The organism is Alteromonas sp. HB246098 (genome assembly GCF_054890645.1).
Genome location: NZ_JBTZUG010000006.1, coordinates 1 through 24,092, shown reverse-complemented (window position 1 = coordinate 24,092; position 24,092 = coordinate 1). Strand labels below are relative to the sequence as shown.

The following is a 24,092-nucleotide window of genomic DNA, read 5'->3' as shown; positions in this document are numbered from 1 at the left end:
GAGTTATGTTGCTTTAAGCTATCCTTCTAGCTGTAAACCTTTCTAACTATGACTTTTTTTAGCTAAGACTCTTTTTTAGCTATTAGCGCTGGCAGCGAGTACAGAAAAAGGTGTTTCGCTGCCCTATTACCTTGCTTTCAATAGCTTTGCCACACACTTCGCAAGGCTCGCCTTTTCTTCCATATACATTTAAATGCTGTGCAAAGTAGCCCGGCTTACCATCGGTTTGTGCAAAGTCTTTAAGCGTAGTGCCGCCCTGCTCGATAGCTTTAGCGAGAACTTGCTTTATTGTTGCTGTAAGTGACTTGTAACGAGCGGCACTGACATTACCCGCGGCTCTTCTTGGGTCAATACCAGCAAGAAACAAGGCTTCGTTCGCATAGATATTGCCCACACCCACAACGATAGCGTTATCCATAATGAAGTTCTTCACCGGACCTTTGCGGTTGCGCGATAAGCTGAACAAACGTTTATCATCAAAGTCGTCTGTAAGGGGTTCAGGGCCTAAGTTGTCAAACATTGCTTGTTGCGTATCGGGCGCCTGAAATAAAACCGCCCCAAAGCGTCTAGGGTCGTTTAAGCGTAAACACTTACCAGTATTTAAAACAATGTCCACGTGGTCGTGTTTCACAATGGGTGTAGTTGCGTCAATGACGCGCAGTTTGCCAGACATACCTAGATGCAAAACCAGTGTACCTGTGGCCGTTTCAATTAGCAGGTATTTCGCTCTACGTTTTACCGCTATTACCTTTTGCCCCTCAACCAGTGAGACTTCTTCTGGTATGGGCCAGCGCATTCTACGTTCTCTTACCACCACCTGAGTAATGGTATTGCCGATTAGATGAGGGGATACGCCCAAACGGCTTACTTCAACTTCTGGTAATTCAGGCATTTATAGTGTCCAAGGTAATAATTTATCAAGGTCGGTATTGGTTAATGTGTACCAGTTATTTTCGAATTTGATCACTACCGGTGATGTATTAGGATAAATAGCGTAAACCTTGCCGTCGCTATTACCCGCCAGCCACACCACTACAATAAAGGGCTGTGTATTCAAGACCGATTCAGGTACTTCAGTTGCTGGATTCAACATAGCCCTTTGCCAATGTGAAAACTGCTCATCAGGTTTTACTGCAAGGCTGGTGTTAAGACTTTTTTGACGCCATTGTTGCCCTACACGCTCCAGGCTGTTGTTATCATGCTCAATTTTTAGCACGTAAGCATCTTCAGGCAATAAGCTGCGCGTTTGTACAGGCTCTTTCTTTGGCACCAAACTGTCTAAGTTAAACAGTGCAATCATAATGAGCATTGCAATGATAACGACGTTGTTCATTGCCTGCTGAGAAATTCTTGCCACGCGTTGTTCCTGTAAAATGGTCGACTATCAATACCGGAATATAGTAATACCTCACTCTCTTATAAGCTAACTCAATATTTTTAGTTGGCTTTGGAAATGTATGGGCGTTTGTTTACATAAACCATGGGCCGCTTAGCGTCTGACGCTGAGTTTTATGTGTCTTTTTATTTTAGAAGCAGGCTTTTTCAGGCTGATGGTAGCGTCTGATCTGATATAGACAAGGCCATTATTGGCCTATGATTTATTTGGGATCATTTGTGCGCTACGTTGCGATCTGGCAGAGATCTGAGAGGTATACGAGCAATTGCAAAGGACATAAAGCAAAAAACCCAGCAAAGGCTGGGTTTTCGTGGAGACAAAAGCAAGCTAATTACTTGATTTTGGCCTCTTTGAACATAACGTGCTTACGCACAACGGGATCATACTTTTTGATCTCCATTTTGCCAGGCATGTTACGCTTGTTTTTATCAGTGGTGTAGAAGAAACCTGTACCTGCTGAAGAAACTAGTTTAATTTTATCACGCATTGTCGGCTTCCTTAGATTTTCTCACCACGGGCACGGATATCAGTTAGTACTGAATCAATACCTTTCTTATCGATGATACGCATGCCTTTAGCAGACAAACGTAGTTTTACAAAACGGCTTTCGCTCTCAACCCAAAAACGGTGTGTTTGAAGGTTTGGTAAAAAGCGACGACGAGTCGCATTTCGTGCGTGTGAACGGTTATTACCAACCGTTGGACGCTTACCTGTTACTTGGCATACTCTTGACATTGTATTTGTCTCCAGAACAACGATAACTGTCGCGTCAGTTAATCCCAAGCGCTCAAACAGTGGTTGGGTCAAATGACGTATTACTATAAATTAGAGGGCGCATTTTATACAGCAAAGGCAGGATCATTTCAATAAGAAAGTACAAAAAGGTTACTTTTACGTACTATTTTTGCACAAAATACCACCAGCACTCATTTTTCACGGCCTGTATTGTACTTTTCTCTTCGCAGTTAAGCTACGAATAAATACCCAATCTACACTTTAATTTCGTAGCTGAATTAAAATATCTACGGGCAAAAAAAACGCCACATTCACGTGGCGTTTTTCTATTTAGTCAAAAAAAGGCGACCTTGTCTCGGTTAAATCTATCAACCTTGAAGGTCTGCGTAATAGCTGACCACCGTCGCGAGAGATTGGTACCCAAGGGAACAATCCACGTCCTTTCGATGGTTCTAGTAAGAACAAATCGGTAGGAATGGAAATATAGAAGCCTTTAGTAAAACTCCCCTCCCCATATTCTTCTGACGAAACATCAGTGAAGGCAGCGTAAGCTCCTACTATAATGCCGCTATCAAAGCGCTTGGCGTAATCAATATTCACGCCTTTATCTTTCGCCAAGAATTGACCTGCACTAACCGTAATTTGCGTATCATCTAGGAATTCAGGCTGCCAATAGACACTTGCATGACCCGTTATTGTGTCGTAATCCTCTAAGCCTGTTTGGCTGTAAGGGTCACGCTGCTTAACGTAGTTGATATCGATGCCGTAGGCGACATTACTATCGACAGGGCGATAAAGAATTTCACCGCCTACACCAGCAAACATGGTTTCGAGATAACCTGCGTATGCTTGAGCATAAAGATCTTCAGCAATATTGTCTTTGTAATTTAAAAACGCGGTATCTAACCATACATCATTTTCAGACACATACTCACGAACCCGAGTACGCACACGAGGTAAAGACACGTCTTCACCATCCACTAAATAATTAAACTTATCGAAGTTATCAAGAAGCGTCACTCGTGCGCTACTTACCACCGAGAAATTTTCATTAAACGCATAGCCACCGTTGAGTAATAGCCCAGTTTGATAAAGATAGAAATCTTCTGGGTTACCAAATGACTGAGTGAAAAAGAAATCGGCGCTATAGAAAAAGCCCGACGTATTTTCAGGGTCGTAAGCTTCCATCACTTCTTTAGAAGGTGACGTTCTTATGTAAGTCTCAGCTATTTCTGCATCCACTGACTCATAGCGGGCAGCAGAGATAAAGGCTTCAGCATCTATTTGTGTATCGACCATAGGAATGCCGCCACGACTATCTACCATATGATAAGTTTTAACACTATCAGGCAGCTCAGAAGCCGCTACGCGTCCCACGCGCTCGATAGCTTCACCTTGATCGCGATACTTAACCTGCGTTCCATAGAAAGTCGCACTGTCCTCTTTAATTTCAGCATCAGATAAGATGAAACCACCCGATCTGAAAAGATCATTATAAAGACGCGATTTGTTCACATCTTTAACATTGGACGGGGCATTTCTTCCCATCAAGCTTCTAGGCGCATCATCGAATTTAATCTGAGAGGCGGTATTCATATTGAATCGATATGTAACACCAAAACCAATGGTATTTCCACGTTGGTAATTTAACGAGAAATCAAAGTCTTTGTAGCGATATACCGCGCCCACATTCCAGCGAGAGTCTTGCTCTAACTGGCCTGCTCTGTCACGTGAGTAATCGTTCCCTTCAAACTCTAGCTTTAGCGTTAACGGCTCCCAAGGTGTTTGATACTCTACGCCACCAAAGAAGGCTGTGGTACCTTTGAAAAATTGGTCGTAATCTACCTTGCCACCGCGGCCTGAGAACCCGCCAGGACGCTCACAAAAGCTGTCTCTAACCTCACAAAATGGGTTAGTAATATCGTCTGCTGTACCTAAGTACCCCCAGCCTAAGCCTAAGTGGAAATCGAATGGCCCCACCGATTTACTGGCGTTCACGTACTCACTTTCAAAGAAGCCTGTGCCACCAAAGTCTCTAAAGCCAACGCTGATATCAGGTAGGTAATAACTTTCTTTCCAAAGCCTGAATTTAACGTCTAGACCTTTATCTTTTAGGGTTTGGTCGCCACTGAATGATTCAACTTGGCTATATAAACGTGTACGTACGTCGGTATAGCGAGCGGTCGCTTCCATCCAATCATAAAGCTGGATATTAACTGACCAGAAGCGGTATTCACCGTTATCGGTATAGTTGATGGCCATTCCGCCTTCATCTCGCATACGTGCGGTTGGCGTTTGGATTAAGCCATTTCCGCCTTGCACCATCTGCGAAGGCGTTACGCGAAGTTGAGTATCAGCAAGCGTGGCAGAAGATAATGCGCTGCCAATTACCAGCGCGAGTGTTTTTTTCTTAGATATTTTTTTCTTAGATATTTTTTTCTTAGATAATTTTTTCTTAGTTAATATTGGCGCACTCATTGAGGTAAAACCCTGTGTACTGCTAACGCGGCAACCCGCTCATTTAATTGCTTAAGTTTATTGCTGAAAAGCTCTGAAGAAATAGGTACATAAACCTGGCTACCCGGCATAAGCTGAGCAAAATCTAAATTCCAGTAAGCAATACCCTTCTCTTCTATATTACCCATGGGGTCAATGACATAAACAACGCTTCTGTCGGCGTCTACCGCCTTTTTAACCGTATGAGCCGCCGTATAAATTGAGGTATCGCTTTGGTGTTGATAAGCACCTGGCTTTATTACCGCGCCCGAGAAATGCACTACGTTTGGGCGCCCATTCAAACGGATCCAATATTTACCCGGTTGGAACATAGGGTTGTCTTCGAAGAACAACCTAGCTCGGTTGTAAGAAATAGGCATATTGATGCGCGTTGACACTGTCCATGACGACACTTGTTCAAACAAATTTTGCAGTGCTTTGTGAGTGTCTGAGTCTTTATCAAAGCTGGCCAGCAGTTCTCTTATTTGCGACAGCGCTATTTCTTTTTCTCTTTCAGCTGTTGGATTGGTCAAATCAAATGCAGAAGCTGTAGGCCAATACCAATCGCCATTATCAGCCACTATAGACAACACACTTGATAACCTGATTGGTCGGTCGAACTGATAAGTTTGCTTGTTCACCATCACGCTTACAAGACCGTCATTGGCGTACAAACTAGTGGATATAATAAGACCTAAGGCAATAAAAAGCGTAGAAATAAACTTCATTATTGCGTTACTCCTTGTTTGTTCATCTCACGCACTACACGGCTTAAATAAACCATGTCGTATACGTCTCCCTCAGGGCTGAACTTTTGTTTTGTGGCCATCAGCTCTTTCGTATGTTTGTGCAAGAAGTAGGTATTTTCCCACGATAGCCCAACATCTATAAAGGGGGTGTATTCTGAAAAGTCTACGGTTTCTACGACTTTAATAAGGGGCACAGAGAAACCTAGGTATTCGTGATTTTCCTCTCCCACAATACGCCATGAAGAGTCTACTGGAACACCATAGCCAATTGCGTCGATATCCACTTTGCGCTTCCAGCTAAAAGGCAAAACATCATTGGTGGCTAACGGATTATGCTGCAAATTACCCGTATAAAAGAGGTCGTTATCTAAACCTTCCGTTTTAACAATTATGCCGTGGTGCATGGTGAAGATAACTCTATCACCCGATACCCATTTATACTTATCACCATCAATATAGGCTAAGGCAAGAGAGGCTACGTCTCGCTCCCCTGCTTTAATCTGCATAATATCTGCCTTACTCGCCGCGACTTCTTCAACGGTGTAAGTTACTGTGCGGTCTTTTAAAGCAAGTTTAAGCGTATTGTAATAAGCGAGTGTTGTTGTGGAACAACCCGAAAGAGAAAGGCAAAGAAAACCAATAAAGGCCGATAGAATATGTAGTTTCATTAAAGTACGCCGACAAACACTAAGAATGTTGAAATTTTGCTGTAAAAATAAAAAAAGCCGCTAAAAGAAGCGGCTTTTTCGAATACTCTTAAATTTACTGTACGGTCGGCGCGTAAGTAAATGTAACAGGCACAGTAATTGTTTTAGTTACAGTGCTTGTACCAGAAGTAGTAACAGTAACAGTGTTAGTTGTACCAACACATACGCCGTCTACTAGTGGATCATCACCTTCACAAGTTGGTGTAGTTGTGATTGGGCCAGTCGGTGCATCGGCAGAGTTGTTGTTTGCAATACCAGCGACAATACCAGCAGCAACAACACCAGTAGCAATCATGCCACCACTTACACCACCAATACCTGAAGTTCCACCTTCGTTATCTTGTGCGTTAACACCAGCTACCATAGTAGCAGCTGCAAACAATGCAATAATTGACTTCTTCATAACAGTCCTTTAATAAAATTACCCACTAGGTCCTATGCTAAATCATTTTCAACCATTTGACTAGATTATAATCGACAAATGACTTAGAAATCTTATGTTAGCAAGCCACGCTGCGCAAATGAAATAGTTTCTTTATCTCCAACCACAAAATGATCAAGCACGGGCACATCGATCGATGCCATGGCATTTTTGATCTCGGCTGTTAGCCGAATGTCTGCATGGCTAGGTTCTGCTACGCCTGAAGGGTGGTTATGGACCAAAATGATCGCCGCCGCGTTGTCGATCATAACCTGCTTGATCAATTCTCTCGGATACACTGCAGCGCTATTGATCGTTCCGTTAAACATGGTACGAAAAGCTATAAGTTGATGCTGGCTATCAAGCATCAAAAGCGCAAACTTTTCCCTTTCGCAGTCTCTTAATTTTGCCTGCAAGTAACGCTTAGTGTCATCTACGTTGTTAAATACATCTTGGCGTTTGAGTTTTATTTCCAAATTGCGCTTAAAAATTTCAAACCCTGCTTGGAACTGAGCATACTTACACGGCCCAATACCTGACACTTTTGAATAGCTTTCTTTCGTTGCGGTTACCACTCCTCGTAAACATCCGAGTTCGTTTAACAATTCATGCGCTACAGATAAGGCGCTTTTTCCTTTAACCCCTTTGCCCAGCAACACGGCGAGCAACTCAGCATCACTTAAGCTTTCTGCACCGTGCTGTAGTAGCTTTTCTCTTGGCCTTTCGCTTATCGGCCATACTTTTATCGACATGTACTTGGTCCGTTAACTCAATAAAACAGTGGTTATAGATGAATTGAAAGAGATTAACGACTGTATAAAAGGCGGGTTTCTTCTTTTGAAGTTGAGCAGATAAAAGACAAACAGTACCCAAACGCCAAGATCGACTTTTGTTCAGCTATCCGATTTTTTGTCACCATGGTAGGCTAATATTAATATTTAGATTTCGTGTTCTTTTATGTCTATTGCTAATAAAAACATTTTGCTGGGCGTGACGGGTGGTATTGCCGCATATAAAGCTCCAGATTTAGTGCGAAAACTCACCGCATTAGGTGCAAACGTACGTGTTGTTGTCACCGACTCTGCCGCAGAGTTTGTGAGCACTTTATCGCTTCAAGCTGTGTCGGGAAACCCGGTGCATCAGCATCTTCTAGACCCGGCTGCTGAAGCCGCGATGGGACATATCGAATTAGCAAAATGGGCCGACATCCTACTTATCGCGCCAGCCACAGCAAACACTGTCGCTAAACTTGCTCACGGCATGGCAGACGATTTACTAACCACGCTTTACTTGGCTACAACCGCTACGCTTTTTGTTGCCCCAGCCATGAACCAGCAAATGTGGAAAGCATCGGCGACACAGCGCAATATTGCTACACTTCAAAAAGACGGTGTAACCTTTATTGGCCCAGCAAGTGGTGAGCAAGCTTGTGGAGATGTAGGCTCAGGCCGCATGGTTGAACCTGTAGATATCGCCAATGCATTAAATGACAATGAAGATAAGTCTTCAGAGTTGGCATTAGCGTTAAAAAATTTAGCGGGAAAACAAATTACCATTACTGCAGGGCCAACCAGAGAGCCGTTAGACCCGGTACGCTATATCTCTAATCACAGCTCTGGAAAGATGGGGTTTGCCATTGCGCAAGCTGCGGCTCAAGCGGGCGCGAACGTAACGCTAGTTGCTGGCCCTGTAACGCTTTCTACGCCAGCCCTTTGTAACCGTATTGATGTTACTACTGCAGATGAAATGCTTAAGGCTTGTGAAAAACTTGTACCTTCTACAGATATTTTTATCAGCACCGCAGCGGTTGCCGACTATAGGGTATGCACAGTGGCGGACAATAAAATAAAGAAAACAGGTGATGAGTTAACACTTACTTTTGTTAAAAACCCTGATATTCTAGCAACTGTATCTAACAGACAAGACCGTCCATTTTGCGTAGGCTTTGCAGCTGAAAGCCAAAATGTGGAAGATTATGCCCGCGGCAAGCTTGCTAAAAAGAAGCTAGATATGATTGCGGCAAATGATATAACGGCTGAAGGTCTAGGGTTTAATAGCGATAAAAACGCGCTGCATGTAATATGGCAAGACGGCGATAAAAAACTGCCTGCCACCAGCAAAAATGCGTTAGCCGAGCAGCTGCTAGCGCTCATTGCAGAACGTTTCGCTTTCAACAATAAAAACTAACAGATACTTATTAAGTGTCGATAATAAAAACGATAAATATAAACGCTTTGGCGTAAGCCAACTTAACATGGAGCCCGGGTTGCTATAACTCGGTAGCGGAGGAACCACTTTCGTCATGCCTGCTGTCAAAAAAACAAATCGCAGAGCCCAAATTCTGCAAGCACTTGCTGGAATGTTAGAAACCAGCCCAGGTCAACGTATCACTACTGCTAAGTTAGCGGAAAAAGTCGGCGTGTCTGAAGCGGCGCTGTATCGTCATTTTCCCAGTAAAGCGCGAATGTTTGAAGGGCTTATTGAATTTATTGAAGAAACGCTTTTTACGCGTATCAACAAAATTGTTAACGAAGAAAAAGACTCGCTCACGCGCTGTCAGCTAATTCTTCACCTTATTTTAGGCTTTGCCGAGAAGAACCCAGGCATTACCCGTATTTTGAACGGCGATGCGTTAATGGGTGAGCAAGACCGACTACGTGCGCGTATCGCTAAGCTTTTTGAGCGTTTAGAAACCCAGCTTAAACAAGTGCTAAGAGAGCGCAAGCTGCGTGAAGGGAAAACCCTTTCCGCCGATGAAGCGATTATCGCCAACATGATGATTTGCTATACCGATGGACGTATCAACGGCTTTATTCGCAGTGGCTTTACCCGCAAACCCACTGAGCAATTCAATGAACAATGGGCCGCGTTTAAACAAATGTTTGTGTAAGGCGGAAAATTTAAACTAAGCATCAGTTTTTTGTTTTTGCATATTACTGATGCTTTATTCTGGTCCATTACAACACAACTATTCGCAGTTAGTTTTTCTCAATATAATCAGCTATGCGTAGCGAGCTTTTACCATCAGTAGGACCTACGTGATCTTCGGTATATGCCTCACGCTCTTCTTTATATAAATCTCTATTTTCTAATTGTTTTTCTATCGCGCCTCGTAGTTCTTTATAGCTGTTTATATGAAGCCCAATATTTTGATAAATCACGTTATCTTTACCAAAGCGCTTCTTGAAGCGGTACTTGAAAATCCCCCGATATGACCACTTCAACTTAAAGAAATTACATACGATCACAGGTTTAGTTAACGCGACAAACTCAAAGAGTGTGCTCGATGCTTCACTGACCAAAATATCTGCTTCTTTCATAAATGGAAGTAACGATATGTCTGTTTCGGTTGCTACATAGGTGTTACTAAACTCTTCCCACTTTTTCAGTTTTTTCCGCTGATTTTTATAAGCTTCACGGGAGTAGGTAAAGGTGTGAGGCTTGATAAGAATATTGAAATCAGGAAAGTGGCTGGGCCAATTGTCAGGAAAACACTCAAGTGAACTTGGGTTAAACGTGGGAGCAAACAATAGGGTCGGCTTATTCTCATCTAAACCCAGTTCATTGTACTTTAAACCTGTTTCTGTATTGTTGAATAAGGGGTCGAGCTTGGAAAAGCCAACCTGAACAAACTCGTCATTCGGGTATAGCTCTCTAATCTTAGCTAAACGTAATTTACCCTCTATAAACCTAACAGTCATAGGCGTAGCTGATTTGTGGTAGTAGCTAGGTTTAGGCCCAATACCATGACCGAGTTGGGCGGTTTTACTGGCTTTGTGAATATCATCTAAGTAAGGAAAGCCATTGCCAAAGAAAATCCAGTCAGGGGTCTCTTTCAAATAAAAATCTCTGGCTGCTTTATCGTCATCTACCCAGCAAAACTCATAGCCTAGCGACAATAAAACTTGTTCGAATTTCTGAACGTTGTTTTTATTGCTATAGCAAACGAGTTGAACTTTATGACCGCGTTTAGCAAGTTCTTCACATATAGGAATAAATTGAGGTAAGTAATATACATTAACGGTGTCAAAAGCTATTTTCATAAATTTTCGTATTATTATTTATTGTAAGTATCAAAAAGAAATAAGCGACTGTGCGTAATACGTTATTTGTATTACAGTGTGCAAAATGCCATTCATAAAAAATGATCTATGCTTAACACTACCTTATCTAAATTTGGTTATCCCGATAATCTTCTTAAAACATACGACTACTGGCATGTTTTACTCAGACCTGGGCAGGTAACCCTTGGTTCATTAGTTCTTATTTGTAAAGAAAATGTCTTTAACTATTCTGATATTTCAGAAGAGGCGGCTAAAGAACAAAAGATCGTTGTTGCGGATATAGAAAAAGTGCTCAAAAAGCGCTTCAACTTCTGCAAAATAAACTATTTAATGTTAATGATGGTAGATCCTGCTGTCCATTTTCACGTTATCCCCCGTTATGAACATCCAGTAATTTTTTGCGAAGAATCTTTTGAAGACAAACACTGGCCCAAGCCACCTGTCTTAAGCGAAAAGCTTGAATTAGATGATGATTATTTTGCTGAATTAAGAGCAACGTTACGCGCTGACTTTGCATTACTTTCATCTACGAACACATCCGAGACGGGCAAAAAATATCAAAGAATGTATACGTCAGGCTGCTTTGACATTTTTCACCAAGGGCATCTAAATATACTGAAGAAGACAAAAGCGCTTTGTGATTATTTGATTGTAGGTGTCTCTACCGACGAGCTTATCGAGAAGTCTAAAGGACGGCCACCACTTATTCCGTTTGAAGAACGAATTTCCATCCTCGAGTCTAACCGATATGTGGATGAAGTTATCCCTCAGGTGGATAAAAACAAACAAAGAGTGGTAGATGAATATAACATTGATGCGATTTCAGTGGGTTCTGATTGGAAAGGAAAATACCCTAGCGTAACCTGCGACATGGTCTATTTCGATTATACCCCCAACGTTAGCTCTACCGTGCTTAAAAGAAAGCTATAACAAATGTATGAGCTAGCAGTGATCTGCTAGCTCATACATAGGCGTTTACTTACTAAACGTGTTACCGAAGAAGTCGCCCTCGTTCCATTTCGGCTTATCTTTTTGGTTTGCTAACGTCCAACCGATTTGTGCGTTAACTTTGGTGAACGTCTCCGCTGCATTCCAATTAAATGGCTGGTTAATATCATCGCTCGGCTTGTGATAGTGCGTAGATAAGAACTTACCAAATACCTTGCTGCCATCTACGTTAGGATCTTTTGATTTAAGACCAGGCACCATAAATACTGAAGGTACGCCTTGTTTTACAAACGCATAGTGGTCTGAGCGAGTGAAAAGTGCCTGCTCTGGCCACGGGTCCGGGCTTAGCTCGATATCTGCGTTAGCAGCAGCTTTTTCCACTGATTCTTGCAAATCACTATGGTTAGCACCAAAGGCTATAACATCAGCAAACTCGTAGGTCAGAATTGGCATATCTAGGTTTACGTTTGCCACCATTGATGTAACAGGTACGGTCGGGTTACGGGCAAAATAGTCTGCACCTAACAGGCCTTTCTCTTCACCGGTTACCGACACGAACAGAATTGAGCGCTTTGGCTTTTCTTTCATTTCGCTAAACAAGCGTGCAGTTTCTAACATCACTGACGTGCCCGACGCATTGTCCATGGCACCATTGTTGATGTTGTCTTTCTTCACTGTTTTAGCAAAACCAATGTGATCTGAGTGAGCAGAGAAAACTACGTATTCGTTTTTAAGCTCAGGGTCTGAACCTTCTAATATACCCACAACATTTGGGCTTGTAATGGTGTCGTGAACACTCTTCTTGCTAATATCTACTACACCGTTTAGCGCAAAACCTTGCGGCACTTTGTCCGCTTCAAGAACTGCATAAACATCATCAAGACTCTTTTCTGCGCCTTCAAATAACTTACGCGCAGCCCCTTCACTCATGTAAGCGCCGCCTTTAAGCTGAGAAAAGCTGTTAGCAGGCTCGCCGCTATCATCTAACCAGGCCATACGCGGCGTATGAATATAGTTTAAGCGGCTTTGATAAGGGCGTACTTTTTCATTTTTAGGTGTTGTGATAGTGATCATGCCAATAGCACCATTGTCTACCGCATACTTTTGCTTTTGATAGCCAGACGCAAAGTGAGCGCCCTCTTCTGATGGAAAGTCACTTGGCTTGCCCGCAAGCGCTACTACGATTTTACCTTCTACATCTAGATCTTTGTAATCGTTGTGAGATAGCTCATCAGCCACGATACCGTAGCCTACGAATACCATTTCGCCTTTTACATTGACCTCAGTGCTGAGCAAACTCGGGCTAGCTAAGTACTCTTTTGGATAATCAAAATCGATGGTCTCGCCGTTTTGGGTGAAGGTAAACTTAGGAGACTCTTGAACTAGGTTGGCTTTACGAAACGATACGTTTTGTACGTAACCATCTGTACCTGCTGGCTTTAAGCCATATTTGGCAAATTCGGTAGCAATATAAAGTGCCGCAATTTCATGACCGCGAGAGCCAGTATCACGGCCTTCAAGCAAATCATCTGCTAAGAAAAACAGATGTGATTTAATTCGCTGTGTATCAGGGTTAAAAGCATTATCTGTCGATGCGTGGTTGTGAGCAGTAGCAGCAAAGGTCATTGCTGTCATTGCACTACCTATCAGTAGTTTTTTTATCATTGTAATTTCACCGTATAACTAAGTGTGCGTCATGGTAACGCAGTTAATAGGCGAAATACCATTAAACTGCATACGTTTACCATGTGTTTCCTACCGTTGCTCGCATTTTAGTAGCAAGGTAAAATTGTTAGCCACATTCCGGCTCAGTTTCCGGAGATTCTTATGTTTTTAGTGAAGAGCAGCATTCATGTCGAAAGACGATATTCTTTACCGCGTTCAATTTATCAGTAATGGTGAACGCTATGAGTTATATGTGAAAAACCTTATACAAGGTGCTTTATTTGGCTTTATTGAGATAGGTGACTTTGTGTGGGATACCCACACGAGCGTTGTTGTAGATCCTAGCCATGAAAGGTTAAAAGCTGAATTTTCAGAAGTAACAAAAACTTATATTCCTATGCACAACGTTTTACGCATTGACGCCGTAAATAAAAAAGGAACAGCCAAAATTACTAAATTAGAAAATAAATCTGATAAAGTAACTGCTTTCCCTAGCCCAATATATACACCAACGAAAGAGTAGCCACCGGCGTCAAACCGGTGAAGGTTACCGGAGACCCTTATGTATCGCTATCTGTTAGCAGCATTACTATTTATTTGCAGCGTTAGTTCACCTGCAAAAAGCCTTGATGATGAAAGCTTATACCAACTACTTGATGACATTTGGCAGTATGAGCTTTCGGTTTCCCCTCTTTTAGCCTCTCGCCAAGGCGATAGTTCTTTGGCCCATGTGCTACCTGATATTTCGCCCGAAGCACTTAAAACACAAAATGAACAATGGCGTGCGTTTCAAAAGGCCTTAAGTCAGTACGAAAAAGACTCTATTTCTACTGACGCTTATATTGCTTTGCTAATGCAGCAATACCGTTTAGCCAACTATGTGGATGAGTATACCTATCGCGCGCACTTGGTGCCCATCAATTCAGAATATGGCTTTCATGGTGCCATGGCTTCACTCCCAAATTTATCAATCTTTAAACGCGTAGAAGATTATCAAGCCTATATTAGCCGCCTAAACGCGCTGAAATCTTATTTTGACCAACAAATTGCGTATATGAAACAAGCGCTAAAAGAAGGCTACACACAGCCTAAAGTCGTGCTTAAAGGATTTGAAGATTCGGTGGCGTCATACATTGTTGAAAATGCAGTGGACAGTGGTTTTTATTCTCCATTTACCCGCTTTCCTGAGTACTTTACTGCCGAGCAAAAGGCTGCGTTATCAGAGCAAGGCAAAGCTGCAATAAACAGCAGCGTACTGCCTGCGTATCAAATGTTTTACGACTTCATGGTAGAGGAATACATTCCTAATGCCCGTGAAGATATTGCCGCAAACAACTGGCCTGATGGCGTGGCGTATTACGCCAATAGAGCCAAGCATTACACCACCACAGATATGACGCCTCAGGAAATCCATGATTTAGGTCTGTCTGAAGTAAAACGCATTCGCGCACAAATGCAGCAAATTGTGGATGAGCTTGGCTTTGATGGCGACATTAACGAATTCATTGCGTTTTTACGCGAAGATCCTCAATTCTATGCCACCAGCGCTGAAGATTTACTAAAAGAAGCGTCGTTTATTGCAAAGAAAATGGACGCAAAGCTTCCTTCGCTTTTTGAGTATCTGCCAAGAACGCCTTATGGCGTAGCGCCTGTACCAGACGCTATCGCGCCCAAATACACAACAGGCCGTTACATTCACCCTAGCCGCGATGACCAGCCAGGATATTACTGGGTAAACACTTATGCCCTTGATAAGCGCCCTTTGTATGCATTGCCTGCACTGACCTTGCACGAAGCAGTACCTGGCCACCACCTACAAATTTCGTTGGCCGCAGAGCTTGAAGACTTGCCCATGGTACGCCGTAACACCTATATTTCAGCGTTTGGTGAAGGCTGGGGTCTGTACTCTGAGTTTTTAGGTATTGAAGCAGGTATTTATGAAACGCCGTACGACAACTTCGGTCGCTTAAGCTACGAAATGTGGCGTGCGTGTCGCTTAGTGGTCGATACCGGTATGCATACAATGGGTTGGAGCCGTCAGCAAGCGGTGAGCTATATGATGGAAAACACCGCGCTTTCAGAACACAACGTTAATACGGAAATAGACCGCTATATCTCTTGGCCAGCGCAAGCGCTGTCATACAAAATTGGTGAAATCAAAATAAAAGGCCTTCGCGAAAAAGCAGAGACTGCTTTAGGTGAGCGTTTTGACGTGCGCAAATTCCACCGCGCGGTGTTAGAAAATGGCTCAGTTCCACTTTTCATATTGGAACAAAATATCAACACGTTTATAGAAGAACAAAAGGCAAAATAAACATGATCGTTGCATTTGGAGTTATAGGATTACTTATCCTGTTTTTAATTTACTTTGTGCTGCGAGCGCAGAATTTGCAAAAAGAGCTGGCGCTGTTGCGCCACTCGAATAAACAGACCAGTAACAAGGTTACGTATGCTTATCGCAATCTTGTTCTTGTTACAGATGCGTTGGAAAAAAACCTTACCGCGCGTATTGAAAGTGCCTATAAAAGCCGTCTTATTGACCAAACTCAATACAATGCGCTGCACCCGCTTATGCGCAACTTTTCAACCATTATTATGGCTTGTTGTGAAAAAGGTATGTCCCTTGAAGAATCTTTAAATAAGGCATTACAGAATGAAGAAGTGACGCTTGAGGAGATTCGTGAAGTGGTGAAGGCTCTACCTAGCAACGTTCGCATGGTATGGGCAAAAAATACCGCAGACGGATTTATTGCTTTTTGCCAAACCGTTACAGCAACCGTAAACGGTACTGCAGCAAAATCACAAAAAGAACCGTCATCACAAGAGTAGCCTCTTACTCTTATCCCCATGTTAGCGCCGATAAAGTGCTGATTACGCGTTAGGGTCGCCCGCTTTACTGTGTTGTTAGGATTGGCGACCCTCGTCTATATCACTACTCTTTTAAAAGTTTAATCTTTTTACCTTTCCAAACTAATCAGTAAGTTAGCAGTTAAAACAACAAGACAAAAACCTTTTATCTTGAAAAGGGTTATTGCTGGCCTATAATACTGTATAAAAATACAGTTTATTTTGAGTGCCATGAAAAAGTCGTTATCCGTACTTAACAAGCATCCCCATATTTGGCGGGCCAGAGATCAAAAGCAAAGTGAAGCTAAGTTTTCGCTGGGTTTTCCGTGTCTGGATAATGCGCTTAACGGGGGCGTGGCTTCTACAGGGCTTGTACGTATTTCCTCACTAACCGGCGTGGGTGAGCTTTCACTCTTTAAACGGGTTATTTGTCAGCATCGCATGCACAAACTGGTGGTGTTTATTAACCCTCCTGGGCTACTACAGTCCCCGTGGTTAGAAAATTTGGGGCTTAAAGCGCAACAGGTACTGGTAGTAAAAACAAGTGAAGAACAAGAGTCATTGTGGGCAGCAGAGCAGTGCTTAAAAAGTACGGCTTGCCATTGCGTGGTGCTGTGGAGTAATGCTGTAAATCAAAAAGAAGCACGCCGCCTACAAGTTGCAGCAACGCATAACGATGCGCTGTGCTTGCTGTATACGCCCCCGCAACAACAGGCACCATCATTAAATTATCCAAAAACAAGCTTACAGGGTGGTTTACAAACCAGTACACCAAGCCAAAACGACAACTCATTGCCCATTACTTTAGATATTGCGCTATTTGGCAAACCCCACGCCTTGTCGGTGAATATACGCAAACAACGTCATGGATGGCCAAAAGATAACATTGTTATTTCTCATCGGTGGACCCCTGACAATCACGCCATTAAATGGGCCATGGCACATAACACGCTTTCCGATCAGGCTTTACATTCTGTGAGCTAATAATGCTGTGGGCCTATATTTACTGCTATCAACTTACTTTAGACAGCCACTTCAAAGCGGCTACAAGTACACGTGCGCACAGGAAAGGGTCTAGAAACGAACCTGGAGACGAATCTAACGGAAATTCTTCGTCATTACCGTCGAATACACCTATTGCTGTGTATTGCAGCAAAACGAACAAAATTACGCAATGTAATGATATTGCGAAAAAAGAGGGCATTGAAATTGGTCATGGACTTGCCCAAGCCGCGGCGCTGTGCCCCTACGTGCATATTCTGCCTTTCAGTGAAGAAGCCGAAAAGCATATGCTGACGCAGCTAGCCCATAGGCTGTATCCTCTGGCTTCTGACATCGTACTAGACTGCCACATTCATTCGAATAGCGTAAATGGTCTGGCAGTAAGGCTAGATAACCTAACCCATTACTATGGCGGGCATAAACCACTGTGGAAAACCCTAACTCAAGCACTTGCAGAGGCAGACATTCGTTATCATTTTGCTAGCGCATGGACAATTGAGGCTGCAAAGGTATTAGCCCTTCATAAACATAACACCTATTTACATACGCAAAATGACATAAAGAAAGCACTAAGTACGTGCCCGCTTTCTATTACTGCTCTGTCACCTAAAGTCATTGACGCCTTGGCAAGGGTGGGTGTTACCCGTGTACAACAGCTATTGGCCATGCCGGTACAAGAGCTGGGGCGGCGCTTCGACAATAACACCATTATGTATCTTACTGCGCTCAGAGGAGAAACCTTCCCTCGCATTACGCTATTTAGGCCTTTAGAGCACTTTGATAACTTTACTTTATTGCCTTTTGATATTGAAAACACACAGCACCTAACGCCTTTTGTCACGCAGCAGTTTGAGCATTTGTCTCACTATTTACGGGCCAGGAACTTGTATACATCGAGCATTAGCGTGCACATTCATTTCAGAGAAGCCCCTGTAATGGAGATTAATATTCAATCGGCACTTCCACAGTCCTCAGTACAAAGTTGGCTACCGCTGTTTAGCCTTAAAACTGAGAACCTGGAGCTACCCGAGCCAGCCACAGCCATTGCGCTTACCTGTCAGCAGTTTGAAGAAATAGATTCGCAGAATGGCGACTTTTTTAGCGATAGGTTTAATGACGTTGCACAAAAACAATTGATTGGCCGCTTAAATGCCAAGCTAGGCGATAACAGTACGTTCCAACCTCGCGCTGCCGACAGCCATCAGTTTGAATATATGACGGTGACAGAGCCGAGCACCGGTAATTACGGTTATAGTAGTGACATTACGCCAACTTTTACCTTTGATACACCTAAGCCGCTTATTCAGGCGACTCAAATTTGCTTTGGCCCCGTGCGCTTACACAGCGAGTGGTGGCATGACAGCCCAACAAAGCGAGATTATTTCATCGCCCAGACTGAGCAATGTGTAAGGCTTTTAGTATTTAAAGACGAAGAGAGCCGCTGGTGGGTACAGGGCCTTTTTTGTTAGCCGCATGCGGTTAAAGAAAAGGTAAAAGCTAAATCATGAAATACAGCGAACTCTTTTGCCAAAGTAACTATAGCTTTCTTTGCGGCGCCTCTTCTCCCGCAGAGCTTGTGACCACGGCTTCTTTTCTTGGCTATGACGCGCTTGCCATTACAGATGAGTGCTCAGTAGCGGGAGTAGTACGGGCTTTCGATGAAATAACCCACCAAGGCCTGCCTATTAAGCTTATTGTTGGCAGTTACTTTGTATTTGATGACACTTTATCTTTTGTGCTGTTGTGCCCGAACAAAGCAGCCTACAGCGAACTGTGCCGAATTATAACTAACGCCAGGCGTCGCTCCGCAAAAGGAGAATACCAACTGGCCGAGTGGGATTTGCGTACCATTCGCCACTGCAAATTTATTTGGCTACCAAGCGGAAAAGAAGCCCACGACAAGCATTGGGCTGAGTGGCTGCAAAAGCATCCCGGCATCGATGCCTATATTGGTGCTCAGCGTCTATTAGACGGACGAGATCATCAGAGGTTTGCGCACTACAATCATTTACAGTCTACCTATCCCTTTCCGGTTATTGCCTGTACAGGTGTACTCATGCATCACGCTGACAGGCTACCACTTCAACATGTTTTACATGCCACACAACAGCATACCAGTGTAGATAAAATAGGTCGGGAAGCGTTGAGTAACGCAGAGCGTAGTCTGCGCACCATACAAAAAATAAAAAAGCTCTATCCTGAGAAATGGATAGCCAATACCAATGCCCTAGCCCAGGTATTCACGTTTTCTTTAGAAGAATTGCGCTATCACTATCCTTCGGAACTTGTACCAGAAGGGTATACGCCTACATCGTATTTACGGGAGCGCGTAGAAGCCGGTATTAAAGTGCGCTTTCCAGAAGGTATAACCTCTGAAATCCGCAAAATTATAGAAAAAGAACTGACACTTATTGCCGAGCAAGAATATGAGTATTTCTTTCTAACCATTTACGATATTGTTCAGTTTGCCAAGCGGCAGCGCATTTTATATCAAGGGCGCGGCTCTGCGGCCAACTCGGTAGTGTGCTATTGCTTGGAAATAACCGCGGTAGATCCTAGGCAAATAAGCGTACTGTTCGAACGCTTTATTTCCAAAGAACGTAATGAACCGCCCGATATTGATGTGGATTTCGAGCATCAGCGCCGTGAAGAGATCATTCAATACATTTATCAAAAATACGGCAGAGAAAGGACCGCTATCGCGGCTACCGTTATTTGCTACCGCTTTAAATCAGCGTTTAAAGATGTAGGTAAAGCGCTTGGTTTTAGCGAGTCACAACTTGATTTTGTAGTTAAACAAATCAATCGCCGAGACAGTGTTATTCCGTGGAAGTCTCAGCTAGCAGGGCTTGGACTAAACCCTGAAGAGCCTAGAGTACAGCAGTTAATTACCCTTACCGAAGCTTTACTAGGCACGCCCCGACATTTGTCGCAGCATGTGGGTGGTTTTGTTATTAGCGCAGGTCCGCTTTACGATCTTGTCCCCGTTGAAAATGCCGCAATGGAAGACCGCACCATCATTCAATGGGATAAGGATGACATTGAAACCTTGGGCCTGCTAAAAGTGGATGTACTAGCGCTTGGGATGCTAAGCGCTATACGCCGTGCATTTTCTCTTATCAATAAACAGTATTCTATTGAAACCAGTATCCCATTTATCACCAAGCTCGGGGATGACAAACAGGTTTTCGATATGATTTGTCGGGCAGATACCGTCGGCGTTTTTCAAATAGAATCACGGGCTCAAATGTCTATGCTGCCAAGGCTAAAACCTCGTCGCTATTACGATTTGGTCGTACAAATAGCCATTGTACGTCCTGGCCCTATTCAAGGCGATATGGTCCACCCTTATCTGATACGTCGCCACGGCAATGAAACCATTAGCTACCCCTCTAAAGATGTGGAGAAAGTTCTGTCTCGCACCATGGGCGTGCCTATCTTTCAAGAGCAAGTGATTCAGCTTGCCATGGTTGCAGCTGGCTTCAGTGGCGGAGAAGCCGATCAACTGCGGCGTGCAATGGCGAGCTGGAAAAAAGACGGTAGAATTTTTGAGTTCAGAGACAAGCTTATTGAGGGGATGACGGATAAAGGCTATGACAGTACGTTCGCCCACAACTTATTTGAACAAATAAAAGGCTTTGCAGGGTACGGTTTTCCCGAGTCTCACTCAGCGTCTTTTGCCGTATTAGCTTATGTGTCTTGCTGGTTGAAGTTTTACTTTCCCGTTGAGTTTTACGTAGCGCTGTTAAATAGTTGGCCTATGGGGTTTTATTCGCCGTCTCAGTTAGTTCAGGATGCTAAGCGTCATCATATACGGGTAGAAGCTCCCTGTGTGAACCAGTCAAGCTCAGAACACACTTTGGTTGTAAAGGGCCAGGAAAAGTACATACAGCTTGGCCTTAAGCTTATAAAAGGTTTAAGTGAAGCGTCGTCTCAGATTATTGTGGAAAACCGTTCAGATAAAGGCTACACAAATGTTGAACAGTTACAGCAGCTATCTTTAAAAAGCAATGAATTAGAGGCACTTGCCAGTGCAGATGCACTTCGTACTATATCAGGAAATCGGTACGAAACTCGTTGGCGAATTATGGATACCCAAACGCGTTTACCGCTATTTGATACCGATGATTTTTATGCAGATAAAAGTGCCACAACGTTTGACGCTAAACCCTCTGAAGCAGAAAACTTGCTTGAAGATTATGCCTCGACAGGCTTGTCTGTAAATAACCATCCTATTTCTCTGCTTAAGCGGCAACATGAGCTTAAAGACATAAGCTGGTCAAATTCACTTAAAGATAAAAAAAATAAGTCTGTTGTTAAAGTACTGGGGGCAGTAACAGGTCGACAGGCCCCAGGTACTGCCGCAGGTGTTACCTTTCTAACTTTAGAAGATGATATAGGCAATATGAATGTTGTGGTATGGCAAGCTACGGCGCGAGCTCAGCAACAAACATTTTTGAAAGCAAAGCTTCTTCAGGTTAACGGTATTATTGAACGTTCAAAAGAGGGGGTTATTCACATTATCGCGGGTAGGCTTATCGACCGTACACCTTGGCTCGAAAAGCTAACTTTAAACTCTAGAGATTTTCACTGAACCTTTTACAGAGGCAAAGCAATAGATTATGGTGTGCGAAACGGTTATTTTTTGAATGATAATGCCTTTTTTGTTAAGTAACATATAGATGAATCCGCTATACCTGTAGAGAACAGTTGTCATTTTTGGAGTATAAAATGAAGGGATGGATTGCGCTTTGTATTATCTGCTTATTCAGTCTTAGTAGTTACGCAGATAAATATATAGTTGGCGCACAAAATTTAGCGTACTTCCCTCACTACGATTTTTCTTCTCCAGTAGATAAAGGCGTCGCCTGGTCAGTTCTAGAAGCCTTTTCTGAAGCTTCTGGGCACGAATTTATTTATTTGAGTTTGCCCATTAGACGGCTTCAACTCGAGCTAGTTAAAGGTAATGTTGATTTTGTATACCCTGATAACAGAGGCTGGTATAACAGCATCACCACTTCCAGCGATAAGCATTTTTCACTCCCCTTAACCAATGCAGTAACAGGTACTATCGTTAAACAAGAAAATGCTGGGCTAGGTATTGATAAGATAAAGCATCTAGCCATGCCGCTAGGGTTCACACCGGTAAACTGGCAAAAAAGAATAGACGATAAACATACACAAATTACTTGGGTTACGAATATACAACAGGGCTTAGCCCTTTTATATCAAGAACGCGTCGACGGGTTAGATTTGGAATACTTTGTCAGTCAAAGTTCTGCACCGCTAGCGTTTGAGAAAGACGCGTTTACTTTAGATTTGACGCTTCCACATAACGAAATCCCTTTTTCTTTGTCTACCCTTTATCATAAACACATTATTAGTGAACTGAATGATTTCATATCCTCAAACCCCGAATTAATTGATAGTATAAAAGCGAAATACGGGATAACCCCGTTTGAGCAATTATCTCAGCAGCTTCTTAACGAACAAGGATTGGAAATTGAAGAGGTTTGGAAATAATGTCTGCCGCTTTGTAGGTGTCGTCACTTTATTACTGACGCTCACTATTTCAAGCCCATTTGTTTGTGCCGAAACCTATATCGTTGGTGCACAAGATATAGAATATTATCCGTATTACAACTTTGCATCAGAGCACGATAAAGGGTTAGGTAGAGCTATACTTGATGCCTTTTCCAAGAAAACTGGACATAACTTCATTTACTTAAGTATGCCGGTGAAGCGCCTTCAAATAGAGTTAACAAAAGGCAATGTGGATTTCGTCTTTCCTGACAACCCTGAATGGTATAACCAAATCACACATAAGCTCGGTAAAGTTTATTCTAAGCCACTTACCGACACATTTGCAGTGACTCTGGTTAGAAAAGAAAAACAAGGCGCAGAGCTTAGCCACATTTCAAAGCTTGCAACGCCCGAAGGGTTCTCGCCTGTTAAATGGAAGCAACAGATTAAAAACGGGTCAGTTGAAGTAATAGGCGTTAGCAGTATTTATGAAGGCCTTAGGCTTTTACAAAGCAATAAAGTGGATGCTTTTGATGTGGAATACCATGCCTCATTATATTTTATACAACGCTTTCCTCAGTCAGCTTCTTTTGTTGCCGACTTAACGCTACCTAACAACGTTGTCTCATTTTCCTTATCGACATTAAATCATCCAGAGATTATTAATGAATTAAATACCTTTTTGCTGACTAATTCTGGCGAAATAAATGATATAAAAGAAAGATATGGTATTGAAGATATAGCGCAATTGAAAAAACAGTTGATGGATGAGCAAGATATTAATAAAAACGCGCTATGGACCCCCTTGTAAAAACTTCAATAATGTCAGTAATGTAGACTTTCCAAAACTAAAGCTTTTCTTATTTTATAGCCCTATCCAACTGAAATTAATAATTTTTTTCGGTTGGATAATTTTTTGCTTGTTGATTACCAGATCAAGGAGCAATTATGAAACAGTTATCACTACTTTTATTTTCTTTTCTAATCATTTTTACCACCAATAGCGCACAGGCAAGGCAAACTGTCAGTGTCGACTATATGCACGGATTTGACGATATAGACGGTATGCGCTTCGCATACAGACCACTTGAACAAACATTAGCGACAGATTGGTTTGGCGACATAAAGCTTTACTGGGAAGTGAGTGCGGTTGTTTGGGAATATGGCGAAAACGATACACACAGTACTAGTTATGGCGCGTCACTGACTCCTGTTTTTATGAAACAGGTATCCACGCTATATGACAAGTATCCTGTATATATAGAAGCAGGTATTGGCGCAAGCTACATTGGCGATCAAAAAGTAGCTGGTAAAGATATTGGGTCTAACTACCAATTTGAAGACAGGTTAGGTGTGTTTGTAGAGATTGATAAGAAGCAACATGTTGCCCTGCGTTATATGCACTTTTCAAACGGTGGCTTTAATAACGACAACCCAGGACTAGACTTCCTAAACCTATCCTACGCCTACCATTTCTAAACGCAAAAACCCGCCGTTAGGCGGGTTCTTTTAATGAGACCTGGCAGTGTCCTACTCTCA

Annotated in this window: 23 protein-coding genes; 12 read left to right on the top strand and 11 right to left on the bottom strand. The window is 42.8% G+C overall.

All coding sequences use genetic code 11. From position 1 onward, the window contains the following. Positions 1-82: 82 nt before the first annotated feature. The 9 genes from mutM to radC form a co-directional block, all read right to left on the bottom strand. Positions 83-892, bottom strand: a complete 810-nt coding sequence (gene mutM, locus ACYTPF_RS13390; protein ID WP_461852562.1) for a bifunctional DNA-formamidopyrimidine glycosylase/DNA-(apurinic or apyrimidinic site) lyase — start codon at positions 890-892, stop codon at positions 83-85. Continuing rightward, entirely contained in the window at positions 893-1,357 is a 465-nt protein-coding gene (locus ACYTPF_RS13385) for a hypothetical protein (protein ID WP_461852561.1), read from the bottom strand. Positions 1,358-1,727: 370 nt separating this feature from the next. Next, complete coding sequence (gene rpmG / locus ACYTPF_RS13380) at positions 1,728-1,883, bottom strand: 50S ribosomal protein L33 (protein ID WP_012516577.1); 156 nt, start codon at positions 1,881-1,883, stop codon at positions 1,728-1,730. Between the two features lie 11 nt (positions 1,884-1,894). Continuing rightward, positions 1,895-2,131, bottom strand: a complete 237-nt coding sequence (gene rpmB / locus ACYTPF_RS13375; protein ID WP_012516576.1) for a 50S ribosomal protein L28 — start codon at positions 2,129-2,131, stop codon at positions 1,895-1,897. A 330-nt stretch (positions 2,132-2,461) separates the two neighbouring features. After that, entirely contained in the window at positions 2,462-4,609 is a 2,148-nt protein-coding gene (locus ACYTPF_RS13370; protein WP_461852560.1) for a YjbH domain-containing protein, read from the bottom strand. Next, positions 4,606-5,355: a capsule biosynthesis GfcC family protein gene (locus ACYTPF_RS13365; protein ID WP_179981903.1), complete on the bottom strand. Its 750-nt coding sequence runs from the start codon at positions 5,353-5,355 to the stop codon at positions 4,606-4,608. Before ACYTPF_RS13365 ends, ACYTPF_RS13370 begins: the two co-directional genes overlap by 4 nt. Continuing rightward, positions 5,355-6,044: a YjbF family lipoprotein gene (locus tag ACYTPF_RS13360; RefSeq protein ID WP_179981902.1), complete on the bottom strand. Its 690-nt coding sequence runs from the start codon at positions 6,042-6,044 to the stop codon at positions 5,355-5,357. The genes ACYTPF_RS13365 and ACYTPF_RS13360 overlap by 1 nt, the downstream gene beginning before the upstream one ends. A 94-nt stretch (positions 6,045-6,138) precedes the next feature. After that, positions 6,139-6,486, bottom strand: coding sequence for a hypothetical protein (locus ACYTPF_RS13355; RefSeq protein ID WP_179981901.1), 348 nt, complete (start codon positions 6,484-6,486; stop codon positions 6,139-6,141). A 92-nt stretch (positions 6,487-6,578) separates the two neighbouring features. Next, a complete protein-coding gene (radC, locus tag ACYTPF_RS13350; RefSeq protein ID WP_179981900.1) occupies positions 6,579-7,256 on the bottom strand; it encodes a RadC family protein in 678 nt (225 codons plus the stop codon). A gap of 205 nt (positions 7,257-7,461) precedes the next feature. Between radC and coaBC the strand changes: the two genes are divergently transcribed. Both coaBC and slmA read left to right on the top strand, forming a co-directional pair. Beyond that, the gene (gene coaBC, locus ACYTPF_RS13345) at positions 7,462-8,691 is read left to right on the top strand and encodes a bifunctional phosphopantothenoylcysteine decarboxylase/phosphopantothenate--cysteine ligase CoaBC (RefSeq protein WP_461852559.1); all 1,230 of its coding nucleotides are present in this window, start codon (positions 7,462-7,464) and stop codon (positions 8,689-8,691) included. 115 nt (positions 8,692-8,806) lie between these two features. Next, positions 8,807-9,394 carry a nucleoid occlusion factor SlmA gene (gene slmA, locus ACYTPF_RS13340; protein WP_012516568.1) on the top strand — a complete coding sequence of 196 codons (588 nt, stop codon included), beginning with the start codon at positions 8,807-8,809 and terminating at the stop codon, positions 9,392-9,394. An 88-nt stretch (positions 9,395-9,482) separates the two neighbouring features. Here the strand turns inward: slmA and ACYTPF_RS13335 are convergent, their stop codons facing one another. Further along, positions 9,483-10,547 (bottom strand): CDP-glycerol glycerophosphotransferase family protein, encoded by a 1,065-nt coding sequence (locus ACYTPF_RS13335; RefSeq protein ID WP_461852558.1) that lies wholly within the window; start codon positions 10,545-10,547, stop codon positions 9,483-9,485. Positions 10,548-10,655: 108 nt separating this feature from the next. Here ACYTPF_RS13335 and ACYTPF_RS13330 point away from each other — a divergent pair, with 108 nt between their 5' ends. Beyond that, positions 10,656-11,498: an adenylyltransferase/cytidyltransferase family protein gene (locus ACYTPF_RS13330; protein WP_461852557.1), complete on the top strand. Its 843-nt coding sequence runs from the start codon at positions 10,656-10,658 to the stop codon at positions 11,496-11,498. Between the two features lie 45 nt (positions 11,499-11,543). Here the strand turns inward: ACYTPF_RS13330 and ACYTPF_RS13325 are convergent, their stop codons facing one another. Continuing rightward, positions 11,544-13,181, bottom strand: coding sequence for a M28 family metallopeptidase (locus ACYTPF_RS13325; protein ID WP_461852556.1), 1,638 nt, complete (start codon positions 13,179-13,181; stop codon positions 11,544-11,546). Positions 13,182-13,368: 187 nt separating this feature from the next. Here ACYTPF_RS13325 and ACYTPF_RS13320 point away from each other — a divergent pair, with 187 nt between their 5' ends. From ACYTPF_RS13320 to ACYTPF_RS13280, 9 genes are all read left to right on the top strand, one after another. Further along, on the top strand, positions 13,369-13,704 hold the full coding sequence (locus ACYTPF_RS13320) for a DUF1820 family protein (protein WP_179981896.1): 336 nt from the start codon (positions 13,369-13,371) through the stop codon (positions 13,702-13,704). A gap of 39 nt (positions 13,705-13,743) precedes the next feature. Then, the gene (locus tag ACYTPF_RS13315) at positions 13,744-15,495 is read left to right on the top strand and encodes a DUF885 domain-containing protein (RefSeq protein ID WP_461852555.1); all 1,752 of its coding nucleotides are present in this window, start codon (positions 13,744-13,746) and stop codon (positions 15,493-15,495) included. Between the two features lie 2 nt (positions 15,496-15,497). Continuing rightward, a complete protein-coding gene (locus ACYTPF_RS13310; protein ID WP_179981894.1) occupies positions 15,498-16,010 on the top strand; it encodes a hypothetical protein in 513 nt (170 codons plus the stop codon). 249 nt (positions 16,011-16,259) lie between these two features. Continuing rightward, complete coding sequence (locus ACYTPF_RS13305; RefSeq protein WP_179981893.1) at positions 16,260-17,012, top strand: recombinase RecA; 753 nt, start codon at positions 16,260-16,262, stop codon at positions 17,010-17,012. 2 nt (positions 17,013-17,014) lie between these two features. After that, entirely contained in the window at positions 17,015-18,499 is a 1,485-nt protein-coding gene (locus ACYTPF_RS13300; protein ID WP_461852554.1) for a Y-family DNA polymerase, read from the top strand. Positions 18,500-18,534: 35 nt separating this feature from the next. Beyond that, positions 18,535-21,624, top strand: a complete 3,090-nt coding sequence (locus ACYTPF_RS13295) for an error-prone DNA polymerase (protein WP_461852553.1) — start codon at positions 18,535-18,537, stop codon at positions 21,622-21,624. A 137-nt stretch (positions 21,625-21,761) separates the two neighbouring features. Next, entirely contained in the window at positions 21,762-22,553 is a 792-nt protein-coding gene (locus tag ACYTPF_RS13290) for a hypothetical protein (protein WP_461852552.1), read from the top strand. Next, entirely contained in the window at positions 22,534-23,364 is an 831-nt protein-coding gene (locus tag ACYTPF_RS13285; protein WP_461852551.1) for a substrate-binding periplasmic protein, read from the top strand. Before ACYTPF_RS13290 ends, ACYTPF_RS13285 begins: the two co-directional genes overlap by 20 nt. Positions 23,365-23,501: 137 nt before the next feature. Continuing rightward, positions 23,502-24,032, top strand: a complete 531-nt coding sequence (locus ACYTPF_RS13280; protein WP_179981889.1) for an acyloxyacyl hydrolase — start codon at positions 23,502-23,504, stop codon at positions 24,030-24,032. Positions 24,033-24,092: the final 60 nt, after the last annotated feature.